This is a genomic window from Pseudomonas sp. R3-56, from assembly GCF_051132075.1.
Classification (GTDB): Bacteria; Pseudomonadota; Gammaproteobacteria; order Pseudomonadales; family Pseudomonadaceae; genus Aquipseudomonas.
The window spans coordinates 28,542-40,907 of the sequence record NZ_CP071657.1; the positions used below are offsets into that span (position 1 = coordinate 28,542).

Consider the following 12,366-nt stretch of genomic DNA (forward strand, 5'->3'; position numbering starts at 1 on the left):
GGCGCATGCCAGCGAATGGCCGGCTCATGGTTTATGGGCACGAGGCCTTATTTTCTAGAGAAATGCACAACCAGTTTGTCGCCCACGGTTTGCAACACCTGCACCAGCACCAGCAGCAACACCACCGTGACCACCATCACGTCGGTCTGGAAACGCTGGTAACCGAAGCGGATCGCCAGGTCACCCAAACCACCGGCGCCGACCACACCGGCCATGGCCGTGTAGGACACCAGAGTAATCGCTGTCACCGTAATCGCTGCGAAAATGCCCGGACGGGCTTCCGGCAGCAATGCGTTGACGATGATCTGTCGCGTGGTAGCGCCCATGGCCTGGGTCGCTTCGATGATGCCGCGATCGACTTCGCGCAGGGCGGTTTCCACCAGGCGGGCGAAGAATGGCGTTGCGCCGACCACCAGTGGCGGGATCGCGCCGGCCACGCCCAACGACGTGCCGGTGATCAACACCGTGAACGGGATCATCACGATCAACAGGATGATGAATGGCAGCGAACGCAGGATGTTCACCATCAGCGACAGCAGCGCATAGAGGCCCCGGGCCTCAAGCAATTGGCGCGGGCTGCAGAGAAACAGCAACACGCCCAGCGGCAGGCCGAGCAGTACGGTGAACAGCAGCGAACCGAACAGCATCAGGAAGGTGTCGCCGGTTGCCAGCCAGATTTCCAGCCAGTCGATGTTTGCAAAAAATTCCATCAGCGCAGCACCTCCATGTGGACATCGGCCGCGGTGAAGCGGGCGAAGGCCGCTTCCATGTCACCGCCGGTGATGGCGAGGGTCAGTTGCCCGTAGGGGGTGTCTTTGATGCGGTCGATACGACCGGCCAGGATGCTGTAGTCCACACCGGTTTCGCGAGCGACGGTTCCAAGCAACGGCGCGTAGGTCGCTTCGCCCTGGAATGTCAGACGCACAATGCGCCCTGGGACGTGAGCGAAGTCGTCGCGCTGTTCGCTTTCGTCGATCTGCTCGTCTTCCTGGACAAAACGCTTGGTGGTCGGATGCTTGGGGTGCAGGAACACCTCGGCCACCGGGCCTTGCTCGACGATCACGCCGGCGTCCATCACCGCGACTTCATCGCAGACACGCCGGATCACGTCCATCTCATGGGTAATCAGTACGATGGTCAGCTTCAGCTCACGGTTGATCTCCGCCAGCAGTTGCAGCACCGAGGCGGTGGTCTGTGGGTCGAGCGCGCTGGTGGCTTCGTCGCACAACAGGATCTTCGGCTTGGTTGCCAGTGCGCGGGCGATGCCGACGCGCTGCTTCTGGCCGCCGGACAACTGCGCCGGGTATTTGCGGGCGTGGTCGGACAGCCCTACCCGCGCCAGCAATTCGGCAACGCGACGGTCGATATCGCTGCGGGACAGTTCGCCCGCCAGCGTCAGCGGCATGGCCACGTTGTCGGCCACGGTCTTGGACGCCAGCAGATTGAAGTGCTGGAAAATCATCCCGACCTGCTGGCGGAAACGGCGCAGGCCGTTGGCGTCCAGGGCGGTGACTTCTTCGCCGTCGACGATGATCTTGCCGCCGCTGGAATCTTCCAGGCGATTGATCAGGCGCAGCAGGGTACTTTTTCCCGCACCGGAATGGCCGATCAGGCCGAAGACCTGACCGTTCTGGATGGTCAGACTGGTCGGGTGCAGCGCGGGGATATCCCTACCGGCAACCCGGTAGGTTTTATGGACGTTTTGAAACTCGATCACGTAGCGAACCTTGTGGGGCGCGGTGGAAAAGGATCAGCGGTAAGCCGGGCGCGCATTTTAGCCTGTCCGTATAGAGGTTCTTAGCATTTATTTGAGATTGAACCAGCGATTTGGCAATAAGGCGATCAAAGGGCATAAAAAAGGAACACAGCGAAACGGTATCGGTCACTCATTAGGCACCTCCACATATGCCCAGGTACCGTGCCTGGCGCATCGAACTCACGGGTCCTGGCCACGGCGGGGATCGCAACGAGGAGTCATGCCTGATGAGCACTAAAAAACCTGCCGCCCCCAGCCAGATGGCCGGGACCGACACGCTGGATCGCAGCAATACCAACGCCAAGCTGGAGAGCCTCGAGCAGTTTCGCTCCGATGCCACCGAACAGGCCTTGCGCACCAACCAGGGCGTGAAGATCGCCGATAACCAGAACACCCTCCGCGTCGGGCCGCGTGGGCCGTCGTTGCTGGAAGACTTCATCATGCGTGAGAAAATCACGCATTTTGACCATGAACGTATTCCTGAGCGCATCGTTCACGCCCGAGGGACCGGTGCCCATGGCTACTTTCAGGCCTATGAGTCGCATGCGGCCCTGACCAAGGCCGGTTTCCTGCAAGACCCGGGTAAACAGACCCCAGTGTTTGTACGTTTTTCAACCGTGCAGGGCCCACGGGGTTCCGGTGACACGGTGCGGGACGTGCGCGGCTTTGCGGTGAAGTTCTTTACCGACGAAGGCAACTTCGATCTGGTGGGCAATAACATGCCGGTGTTTTTCATCCAGGACGCGGTGAAGTTTCCGGATTTCGTCCATGCGGTGAAACCCGAGCCCCATAACGAAATCCCCACCGGCGGATCGGCCCACGACACCTTCTGGGACTTTGTCTCGCTGGTACCGGAGTCGGCTCATATGGTGATCTGGGCGATGTCCGACCGGGCAATTCCGAAAAGCCTGCGCTCCATGCAGGGTTTCGGCGTGCACACCTTCCGCATGATCAACGCCGAAGGCCGCAGCAGCTTCGTCAAGTTCCACTGGCGGCCCAAGGCCGGGACGTGTTCCCTGGTATGGGACGAAGCCCAGAAGCTCGCGGGCAAGGACACTGATTACCACCGTCGCGATCTCTGGGAGTCGATCGAGATGGGCGACTACCCCGAATGGGAATTTGGCGTACAGATCGTCGCCGAGGAGGACGAGCACAAGTTCGACTTCGACCTGCTCGATCCGACCAAGATCATCCCCGAAGAGCTGGTGCCCATCACGCCGCTGGGCAAGATGGTGTTGAACCGCAACCCGGACAACTTCTTCGCCGAAGTCGAGCAGGTTGCCTTCTGCCCCGGACATATCGTGCCGGGCATTGATTTCAGTAACGACCCGTTGCTGCAAGGCCGGCTGTTTTCCTACACCGATACGCAGATCAGCCGACTTGGTGGGCCGAACTTTCACGAGTTGCCGATCAACCGCGCCATCACCCCGGTGCACAACGGCCAGCGTGATGCCATGCACCGCACCACTATCGACAAGGGGCGCGCGTCCTACGAGCCGAACTCCATCGATGGCGGCTGGCCGAAGGAAACCCCGCCCGGTCCGCAGGATGGTGGTTTCGAAAGTTATCCGGAGCGCATCGACGCCCACAAGATCCGCCAGCGCAGCGATTCGTTCGGCGATCATTTCTCCCAGGCGCGGTTGTTCTACAAGAGCATGAGCCCCCACGAGCAAGAGCACATCATCGCGGCGTACAGCTTCGAACTGGGCAAAGTGGAACGCGAGTTCATCAGGGCGCGGCAGGTGAACGAGATCCTCGCCAACATCGATCTGGAACTGGCCGGGCGAGTTGCGAAGAACCTCGGCTTACCGGCTCCCACTGCCGGAACGGTGGATGTTCCGACGCCTTCCCTGGAGCAGTCCCCGGCGTTGAGCCAGGCCAATCTGCTGTCCGGCGATATCAAGACCCGCAAGGTCGCGGTGCTGGTGGCCAATGGCGTCGAGGGGACAATCATCGATGCGCTCAAGCAGGCACTGGAAGCCGAAGGGGCCCACGCGAAAATCCTCGGTCCAACCTCCGCGCCGGTGACCACCGCTGCTGGGCAAACGCTGCCGGTGGATGCATCCATGGAAGGCTTGCCGTCGATTGCCTTTGACGCGGTGTTCGTGCCGGGCGGGGTGGAGTCGATCAAGGCGCTGAGCGCCGATGGCGTGGCGTTGCATTACCTGTTGGAGGCCTACAAGCACCTGAAGGCCATCGCGCTGCATGGCGAAGCGCGACAGTTGCTGGTGTTGTTGAAGCTGGAGGCGGATGCGGGGCTGATTCCCGACGCTGATGCGGGCAAGTTCCAGGCGTTTTTTGACGCGATTGCCCAGCATCGGGTATGGGCGAGGGAGCCTAAGGCCAAGGCGGTTCCGGCTTGATGGGTTGTCTGAAAGGGATTATTTGCTGGTAGGACGCCTTCGCGAGCAGGCTCGCTCCCACAGGGATATGTGTCGATCACAACACCCATGTGGGAGCGAGCCTGCTCGCGAAGCTTTCAGAGCTTACGCGGGGTCAGAACCACTTGCGCCGGCACGCTGCGCAAAATCTGCTTCTGCAGTTTCAGATCAAACCCGGGATCAAGTTTCTTGACCCGCTTGGTCAGCAATGTCGCCAACCACGGGTAATCATCGGTGCGCGGGGCCTGGATGCTGACGTCGCACTGATAATTCACCACATCGGCGGCGATGGCGTCCAATTGATGACGCATTTTTTGGATATCGCCGATATTCAGCGCAACCGTGGTGCTCTGCGCACTCGGGTCGATCACCCTTGCAACCGGCTTGGCTTCGGCGGCCTGAAGAGCAGCTTCGGCTTTTTCCAGCTCGGCCTTGCGGGCCTGGGCGATCGCACTGTTCACTTCGCCGGTAAGTGCCGGCGCTTTTGGCATCAGCGCGCGAGCCCGGCTCAGGGCGGTGGCGGCCGCGTTTACATCGCCTTTTTGCAGGTCGATCTGGCTGCGGCGCAAGTACGCCTCGGCCAGTTGCCGCTGGTAAGGCTCCAGCGACGGATCTTCAGGCGTCTGGGCTTGCAACGCGGCCAACTGGCCTTCTGCGGTGGCCAGTTCATTGCTGGCCAGGCTCTGTTCGAGCTGCGCGATGGCCGGGCCCCGGGTATCCGGGGTTTCGACGGTCGGCGGCGTGCTCTGGCAGGCGCCCAGCAGCAGGGAAAACGCGACAAGGAGCAGATAACGGGAGGCGAACGGCTTCATTCCTGCGACTCTCTAATTGCGCAAAAAGCGAGCAAGTCTACACCCCTCGACGGGGCAGGACAAAACTCAGCAGAAACAACGCCGCCGCGCTGACCACGATCGACGGTCCGGCCGGAGTGTCCTTGAACCACGACAGCGCCAGCCCGCCACACACCGCGAGCATGCCCAGCAGGCTTGCGCCCAAGGCCATCTGCTCCGGTGAGCGGGCGTGACGCTGTGCCGCAGCCGCCGGAATGATCAGCAATGAAGTAATCAGCAATACACCAACGATCTTCATCGCCACGGCAATCACCACTGCGATCAACAGCATCAGCGCCAATCGCAGGCCCACCACGGGCAGGCCCTCGACCCGTGCCAGTTCCTCATGGACGGTAACCGCCAGCAACGGACGCCACAGCGCCACGAGCAACAGCAATACCGCCGCGCTACCGCCGAGGATCCAGGCCAGGTCCATCGGACTGATCGCCAGCAGATCGCCGAACAGATAGGCCATCAGATCGATCCGCACGTCGCGCATGAAGCTGAGCACCACCAGCCCGAGGGACAGCGTGCTGGGAGCCAGGATGCCCAGCAGGGTGTCGGACGCCAGCGGCTGGCGCTGTTGCAAAGTCACCAGCACCACTGCGAGCAGCAGGCAACCCACGGTCACCGCGATGGCGGGGCTGACGTCCAGCAGAAACCCCATGGCCACGCCGAGCAGCGCCGCGTGGGACAAGGTGTCGCCGAAATAGGCCATGCGCCGCCAGACCACGAACGAGCCCAAGGGGCCGGCCACCAGCGCTAGCGCCAAACCTGCAAGCAGGGCGTACAACAGAAAATCAGCCATGCTTGCAGCCGTCTCCATGAACATGAGTGGAAGCAGAAGGAGCGCTGACCACCGAACCGTGCAGGTCATGGGAATGGTCATGATGGTGGTGATAAATCGCCAGGCTTTGTGCGTTTTTTCCGAACAACTCGACAAAGGCCGGATCGCCACTGACTTGCTCGGGATGCCCGGAGCAGCAGACGTGACGGTTGAGACAGACCACCTGGTCGGTGGTGCTCATCACCAGGTGAAGGTCGTGCGATACCATCAATACCCCGCAGCCGTGGCGGTCGCGCAGGCGGGTGATCAAGCTGTAAAGCTCGGCCTGTCCCGCCACATCGACGCCTTGCACGGGCTCGTCGAGCACCAGCAGCTCGGGTTCGCGCAACAGGGCGCGGGCCAGCAATACACGCTGCATCTCGCCGCCGGACACACTCTGCACCGGGCTGTCGATCACGTGCTCGGCACCGACTTCCTTCAGTGCCGCCAAGGCTCGCTCGCGGTCGACGCCCGGCACCAGGCGCAGAAAGCGCAGCACGGACAGCGGCAAGGTCGGGTCGACGTGGAGTTTCTGCGGCATGTAGCCGACACGCAGCCGGGGCTTGCGCCAGACGCTGCCGCTGTCCGGCTTGAGCAGGCCCAGCACGGCGCGCACGAGGGTGGTCTTGCCGGCGCCGTTGGGGCCGATCAGGGTGACGATCTGCCCCGGTTCGACGCTCAGGTGAATGTTGTCCAGCACGCTCTGCCCGGCGAACGTCACGGCCACCTGTTCGAGGCGGATCAACGCGTTGCTCATCAGGCCCCCTGGCAACCGGAGCACAGGCCGACCACTTCGACGGTCTGGGTGTCGACCACGAAGCCGACGTCCTTGGCACTGGCAACGATCGCGTCGCTGATGGACTTCTGTTCCAGCTCGATGGCCGCATGACATTCGCGGCAGATCAGGAACTGGCCTTGGTGGGCGTGCTCCGGATGGTTGCAGCCAACGAAGGCGTTCAGCGAAGAAATGCGATGTACCAAGCCGTTTTCCAGCAGGAAATCCAGCGCCCGGTAGACTGTCGGCGGCGCGGCACGGCGGCCGTCCTGCTCGCTGAGTACCGCGAGGATGTCGTAGGCACCCAGCGGCTTGTGGCTTTGCCAGACCAGCTCCAGCACTCGCCGACGCAAGGCGGTCAGCCGCAGGCCCTGGCGCGCGCAAATGGCATCGGCCTCGGACAGCGCGCTGTGCACGCAATGGGAGTGATCATGGGGACGACTGGCAAGGGGGGTAATGGGCATGGGCAGCGACGAGTTTAGTGAGAGACGTTATTATGTTACCCGTTCTCGCCTCTTCGAGTGGTCATCGTGTCCCGAATTTTTTCGCTCTTTGTCGCTTTTGTCGCAACATTTCTGCTGATTGGCCCGGCCCGGGCCGACGTCAAGGTACTAACCAGCATCAAGCCGCTGCAACTGATTGCCGCCGCGGTGCAGGACGGCGTGGCCGTTCCGGAAGTGCTGTTGCCCCCTGGTGCCTCGCCTCACCACTATGCGTTGCGGCCATCCGACGTACGGAAGGTGCAGTCGGTGGACCTGCTTTACTGGATCGGCCCAGACATGGAAGGTTTCCTGCCACGTGTATTGAATGGTCGTACGCAGCCTTCCGTCGCCGTGCAGGATCTGCCGGGGCTCAAGTTGCGTCATTTCGCCCAGGACAGCGCGTCCCACGAGGACGAGGACGAGAAGCATGCCGACGAACATGACCACGACCATCGTCCCGGCACCGTGGATGCCCACTTGTGGCTGTCGCCGCTGAACGCCCGGGTGATCGCCGCCAAAATGGCTGCCGACCTGAGCGCGGCGGATCCGGCGAACGCGGCCCGCTATGACAGCAACCTCAAGGCTTTCAACAAGCGCCTCGATGCGTTGGACGCACGCCTCAAGGCGCGTCTGGCCGGGGTCGCAGGCAAGCCGTATTTCGTGTTCCACGAAGCGTTCGACTATTTCGAGGACAACTACGGCCTCAAGCATGCCGGGGTTTTCGCCGTGGCCGCCGAGGTCCAGCCCGGTGCCCAGCACGTGGCGGCGATGCGCACGCGCTTGCAGGCGGTGGGCAAGACCTGCGTTTTCAGCGAACCGCCGCTGCGTCCGCGCCTGGCCGAGACGCTGGTGGCCGGGCTGCCGGTGAAGCTGGCCGAACTGGATGCCCTGGGCGGCTACACCCCGGCGACGGCGCAAGGGTATGAGCAATTGCTGGAAAAGTTAGGGAATGATCTGGCGGGGTGCCTGGAGTCGTTGTAACACCCATCGCCGAGCGCCGAACCTGTGGCGAGGGGATTTATCCCCGCTGGGGCGCGAAGCGGCCCCCAAAAAATATCAGCCGCCACGGTCCGTCAATAGAAAGCAAGGGGCTGCTGCGCAGCCCAGCGGGGATAAATCCCCTCGCCACAAAGGCATTCAGGTCCGCTGGTTGCTAGAGAGCGAACGGCAACAGCGTGCTGACCTTCTGCCGCTGCGCCAGCCGCCGCTGAAATTCTTTCGGATCATGAATCAACACATCCTGCCCGGCGAACGATTCGGCGGCAATCAGCCGCGACAGCCAGAACCGCACGCATGCCACGCGCAGCATGGTCGGCCATAGTTGCGCCTCGGCGGATGTGAACGGCCGCAGCGCCGCATAAGCGCCAAGCAACGCCCGCGCCCGCTGGCCATCGAGCATGCCTTCGTCATCCGAACACCAGTCGTTCAGTGCAATGGCGACGTCATACAGCATCGGCCCGGAACAGGCGTTGTAGAAGTCGATCAACCCGGTCAGGTGGGTGCCTTCGAACATCGCGTTGTCGCGGAACAGGTCGGCATGGATGTTGGCGCGGGGCAGCGCGAGGATGCCGATTTTCTGCTCGGTGATTTCGTCCAGCGCCGCCTCCAGCAACCGACGGGCATCGGCGTCGAGGTGCGACAACAGCTTGGCGCCCTCCTCCTGCATCCAGTCCAGGCCACGGTCGGTCTTGCGCTTGATCATGTTGTCGCGGGTCGCCAGGTGCAGGTGCGCAAGCAATTCACCGACCTGGGCGCAATGCTGGGCGTTGGCCTGCTTGACGTGCTTGCCGGCCAGGCGCGGTTGCAGCAGCGCCGGTTTGCCGGCCAGTTCCCTCAGTGCGATCCCCTCGGTGGTGCGCAAGGCGTAAGGCACCGGCAAATTGGCGCCGTGCAGCACGTCCAGCAGTTCGATGAAGAACGGCATCTCCTGCACCGGGCCGCGCTCGACCAGCGTCAAGACGAACTCGCCCTGTTCCAGGCTGATGAAAAAATTGGTGTTTTCGCTGCCGGCGGCGATCCCCTGGAAATCAAGCAGGCGGCCGAGCCCGTAAGGGGCGAGAAAGATTTCCAGCTCGGGCCGAGCCAGGGGCGTGAACACAGACATGGTTAGAACTGCCAGTACGGGCGCCCTTCAGCGGGCGCCGGTTGAAGTCGCGAGCGGTATCACCACTCAAAGATTTTCCACGAGGGGATCAGCATATCCGGCTGGTCCGAACGTATGAAATTGCCATCGCTACCGTCGGCGCGTACCAGGAAATAAGGCTTGCCGTTCTTGGGCGTGACCTTGATCGCGTACAGGAAGCCGTTTTGCCGATATTCCTGAATGGTTCTGTCGCCTTCGGTGCGGATGGTGACATCCGGGTCCGCCGAAGGAGCGTCATCCGCCGCCATGACGGCCAACGGTGTGAATGCAAACAAGCCAGCCAGTAACAGGCGATTTAGTGTACGCATGATAACCTTGTCCCTTTGTCGTCAACGGTCCCGCTATTCTAGCCCCGGACCCGCCGAAAAGGTTGATCCTGCTCATGAGCCAAGCCCCCCTCGTCCTGGTGGACGGTTCTTCTTATCTGTACCGCGCCTTTCATGCGCTGCCACCGCTGACCACGTCCAAAGGCCTGCCGACCGGTGCGGTCAAGGGCGTGCTGAACATGCTCAAGAGCCTGCGCAAGCAGTATCCGGACAGCCCGTTCGCGGTGGTCTTCGACGCGAAGGGTGGGACGTTTCGCGATGCGTTGTACGCCGAATACAAGGCCAATCGCCCGAGCATGCCCGACGACATGCGCGTGCAGATCGAGCCGCTGCACGCCAGCGTAAAGGCCCTTGGCTTCCCCTTGTTGTGCGTGGACAACGTCGAAGCCGACGACGTGATCGGCACCCTGGCCCGCAGCAGCGCCGCGGCCGACCGCCCGGTGGTGATTTCCACCGGCGACAAGGACATGGCGCAGCTGGTCGATGGGCACATTACCTTGGTCAACACGATGACCGGTAGCTCACTGGACGTGGCTGGCGTGAAGGAGAAGTTTGGCGTCGCTCCGGAGCAGATCATCGATTATCTGGCATTGATGGGCGATTCGTCCGACAACATCCCGGGCGTTCCGGGCATCGGGCCGAAGACCGCATCCGGCCTGCTGGTGGGCGTCAACGGTGGCCTGACCGAGCTGTATGCGCAACTGGACATCGTGGCCACGCTGCCGATTCGCGGTGCCAAGACCTTGGCCGCCAAGCTGGAAGAGCACAAGGAAATGGCGTTTCTTTCCTACGAGTTGGCGACTATCAAGACTGACGTTCCCCTGGATATCGGCCTCGACGACCTGCAGATGGGCACGCCGGATCACGAAAAGCTCGCCGAGCTGTACACCCTGCTGGAATTCAAGAGCTGGTTCGAAGAAAACCAGCGCGACGCCAAGCGTGCCGGGCAGGAAATCGTTGAGGTCGCTGATGAGCCGGCGGCGGGCGTCGAGAAGCGGTATGACCTTATCCTCGACCAGGCGAGCTTCGACGCCTGGCTGGCCAAGCTTGAAAGGGCGCCGCTGTTTTCCCTGGTCACGCAAACCAACGGTGGCGACGCCCAACACTCGCAACTGGTGGGGTTGTCATTCGCGGTTGCGCCGTTTGAAGCGGCTTACCTGCCGCTGACGCATTCCTACATGGGCGTGCCGGAGCAACTGGACCGGGACACCGTGCTCAAGGCGCTCAAGCCGTTGCTGGAAAACCCGGACAAACTCAAGGTCGGCCAGCACGCCAAGTTTGAAATCAACATCCTGGCCAATTGCGCTATCGATGGTGATCAGAGCAACGGCATCCTGGTGCAGGGCATCGCTTTCGACACCATGCTTGAATCCTATGTGCTCGATTCCACGGCGACTCGTCACGACATGGACAGCCTGGCGCTGAAATACCTTGGGCAAAGCAAGACCGATATCCAGGACATTGCCGGCAAAGGCGTCAAGCAGCTGAGTTTCGATCAGATATCCCTCGAACTTGCCGGCCCATACGCCGCTGAGGATGCTGACGTGACCTTCCGCCTGCACCAGGCCTTGCAGGAAAAACTCGCCGTCACGCCAAGCCTGGGCAAGGTGCTCAATGAGATCGAAATGCCGTTGATGCCGGTCCTGGCGCGTATCGAGCGCCAAGGGGCGTTGGTCGATGCCAACCTGCTGGGCGCCCAGAGTGTCGAGCTGGGCGAGAAGCTGGTGGCACTGGAGCGTGAGGCATTTGCCATCGCCGGTGAGGAATTCAACCTCGGCTCACCGAAGCAATTGGGCGTGATCCTTTACGAAAAACTCGGTTTGCCGGTGCTCAGCAAAACCGCCAAGGGCCAGGCCTCGACTGCCGAAGCAGTGCTCGCCGAACTGGCCGAGCAGGATTATCCGCTGCCCAAGGTGCTGATGCAGTACCGCTCGCTGAGCAAGCTCAAGAGCACCTACACCGATCGCCTGCCGGAGCAGATCAACAGCCGCACCGGGCGCATTCATACGTCTTATCAACAGGCTGTGGCCGCCACCGGACGTCTTTCATCCATTGACCCGAACCTGCAGAACATCCCGATCCGTACCGCCGAAGGGCGGCGGATTCGCCAGGCATTTGTCGCGCCGAAAGGCTACAAGCTGCTGGCAGCGGACTACTCGCAGATCGAACTGCGGATCATGGCCCACCTGGCCAAGGACGCAGGGCTGCTCCATGCGTTTCGCAACGACCTGGACGTGCACCGCGCCACCGCTGCGGAGGTATTCGGGGTCGAGCTGGACGCCGTCAGCCATGACCAGCGCCGTAGCGCCAAGGCGATCAACTTCGGCTTGATCTATGGCATGAGCGCGTTCGGCCTCGCCAAGCAAATCGGCGTCGATCGCAAGCAGTCCCAGGCTTACATCGACCGCTACTTCGCGCGTTACCCGGGGGTCTTGGAGTACATGGAGCGCACCCGCGCCCAGGCCGCCGAGCAAGGCTTTGTCGAGACCATCTTCGGGCGCCGGTTATACCTGCCGGACATCAATGCGAAAAACCCTGCCCTGCGCAAAGGCGCCGAGCGCACCGCGATCAACGCGCCGATGCAGGGTACGGCCGCCGATATCATCAAGAAAGCCATGGTGGCCGTCGATGGCTGGCTGGCGACGTCAGGGCTGGATGCGAAGGTCATCCTGCAGGTACACGACGAATTGGTGCTGGAGGTGCGTGAAGACCTGGTCGACCAGGTGAGCGCGGACATCCGCCAGCACATGAGCGCCGCCGCCACGTTGGACGTGCCGCTGCTGGTGGAGGTGGGCGTGGGCAATAACTGGGACGAGGCGCACTGATTCCCACGTCCTGAGGCTTAGG

Annotated in this window: 11 protein-coding genes; 3 read left to right on the forward strand and 8 right to left on the reverse strand. The window is 62.1% G+C overall.

Annotated features, from left to right (window positions below):
* Positions 1 to 47 precede the first annotated feature (47 nt).
* Positions 48 to 710, reverse strand: coding sequence for a methionine ABC transporter permease (locus J3P96_RS00135; protein WP_434654541.1), 663 nt, complete (start codon positions 708 to 710; stop codon positions 48 to 50).
* Complete coding sequence (locus J3P96_RS00140) at positions 710 to 1,717, reverse strand: methionine ABC transporter ATP-binding protein (RefSeq protein WP_434570734.1); 1,008 nt, start codon at positions 1,715 to 1,717, stop codon at positions 710 to 712. The genes J3P96_RS00135 and J3P96_RS00140 overlap by 1 nt, the downstream gene beginning before the upstream one ends.
* 266 nt (positions 1,718 to 1,983) lie before the next feature.
* On the opposite strand from J3P96_RS00140, the gene katE reads away from it, so the two are divergent.
* A complete protein-coding gene (gene katE / locus J3P96_RS00145) occupies positions 1,984 to 4,119 on the forward strand; it encodes a catalase HPII (RefSeq protein ID WP_434654544.1) in 2,136 nt (711 codons plus the stop codon).
* Positions 4,120 to 4,235: 116 nt separating this feature from the next.
* On the opposite strand, the gene J3P96_RS00150 is transcribed toward katE, so the two are convergent.
* Genes J3P96_RS00150 through zur form a run of 4 tightly spaced genes read right to left on the reverse strand, consistent with a single transcriptional unit; the run spans position 4,236 to position 7,032 of the window.
* Entirely contained in the window at positions 4,236 to 4,949 is a 714-nt protein-coding gene (locus tag J3P96_RS00150) for a PA5502 family lipoprotein (protein WP_434654547.1), read from the reverse strand.
* Between the two features lie 37 nt (positions 4,950 to 4,986).
* Positions 4,987 to 5,775, reverse strand: a complete 789-nt coding sequence (gene znuB, locus J3P96_RS00155) for a zinc ABC transporter permease subunit ZnuB (RefSeq protein WP_249876777.1) — start codon at positions 5,773 to 5,775, stop codon at positions 4,987 to 4,989.
* The gene (znuC, locus tag J3P96_RS00160) at positions 5,768 to 6,550 is read right to left on the reverse strand and encodes a zinc ABC transporter ATP-binding protein ZnuC (RefSeq protein WP_434570740.1); all 783 of its coding nucleotides are present in this window, start codon (positions 6,548 to 6,550) and stop codon (positions 5,768 to 5,770) included. Before znuC ends, znuB begins: the two co-directional genes overlap by 8 nt.
* A complete protein-coding gene (zur, locus tag J3P96_RS00165) occupies positions 6,550 to 7,032 on the reverse strand; it encodes a zinc uptake transcriptional repressor Zur (protein WP_053126886.1) in 483 nt (160 codons plus the stop codon). The genes znuC and zur overlap by 1 nt, the downstream gene beginning before the upstream one ends.
* 66 nt (positions 7,033 to 7,098) lie before the next feature.
* On the opposite strand from zur, the gene znuA reads away from it, so the two are divergent.
* Entirely contained in the window at positions 7,099 to 8,031 is a 933-nt protein-coding gene (znuA, locus tag J3P96_RS00170) for a zinc ABC transporter substrate-binding protein ZnuA (RefSeq protein WP_434654551.1), read from the forward strand.
* 172 nt (positions 8,032 to 8,203) lie between these two features.
* On the opposite strand, the gene J3P96_RS00175 is transcribed toward znuA, so the two are convergent.
* Both J3P96_RS00175 and J3P96_RS00180 read right to left on the reverse strand, forming a co-directional pair.
* Positions 8,204 to 9,154: a homoserine kinase gene (locus J3P96_RS00175; RefSeq protein WP_434654554.1), complete on the reverse strand. Its 951-nt coding sequence runs from the start codon at positions 9,152 to 9,154 to the stop codon at positions 8,204 to 8,206.
* A 59-nt stretch (positions 9,155 to 9,213) separates the two neighbouring features.
* Positions 9,214 to 9,501, reverse strand: a complete 288-nt coding sequence (locus J3P96_RS00180) for a DUF2782 domain-containing protein (RefSeq protein WP_434570746.1) — start codon at positions 9,499 to 9,501, stop codon at positions 9,214 to 9,216.
* A gap of 74 nt (positions 9,502 to 9,575) precedes the next feature.
* Here J3P96_RS00180 and polA point away from each other — a divergent pair, with 74 nt between their 5' ends.
* Positions 9,576 to 12,344 carry a DNA polymerase I gene (gene polA, locus J3P96_RS00185; RefSeq protein ID WP_434654558.1) on the forward strand — a complete coding sequence of 923 codons (2,769 nt, stop codon included), beginning with the start codon at positions 9,576 to 9,578 and terminating at the stop codon, positions 12,342 to 12,344.
* Positions 12,345 to 12,366 lie beyond the last annotated feature (22 nt).

Bases quoted from the DNA above. Each gene is read 5' to 3' on its own strand.
- J3P96_RS00135 (WP_434654541.1), bottom strand. From the start codon at position 710: ATGGAATTTTTTGCAAACATCGACTGGCTGGAAATCTGGCTGGCAACC.
- katE (WP_434654544.1), top strand. From the start codon at position 1,984: ATGAGCACTAAAAAACCTGCCGCCCCCAGCCAGATGGCCGGGACCGAC.
- J3P96_RS00150 (WP_434654547.1), bottom strand. From the start codon at position 4,949: ATGAAGCCGTTCGCCTCCCGTTATCTGCTCCTTGTCGCGTTTTCCCTG.
- znuB (WP_249876777.1), bottom strand. From the start codon at position 5,775: ATGGCTGATTTTCTGTTGTACGCCCTGCTTGCAGGTTTGGCGCTAGCG.
- znuC (WP_434570740.1), bottom strand. From the start codon at position 6,550: ATGAGCAACGCGTTGATCCGCCTCGAACAGGTGGCCGTGACGTTCGCC.
- zur (WP_053126886.1), bottom strand. From the start codon at position 7,032: ATGCCCATTACCCCCCTTGCCAGTCGTCCCCATGATCACTCCCATTGC.
- J3P96_RS00175 (WP_434654554.1), bottom strand. From the start codon at position 9,154: ATGTCTGTGTTCACGCCCCTGGCTCGGCCCGAGCTGGAAATCTTTCTC.
- J3P96_RS00180 (WP_434570746.1), bottom strand. From the start codon at position 9,501: ATGCGTACACTAAATCGCCTGTTACTGGCTGGCTTGTTTGCATTCACA.
- polA (WP_434654558.1), top strand. From the start codon at position 9,576: ATGAGCCAAGCCCCCCTCGTCCTGGTGGACGGTTCTTCTTATCTGTAC.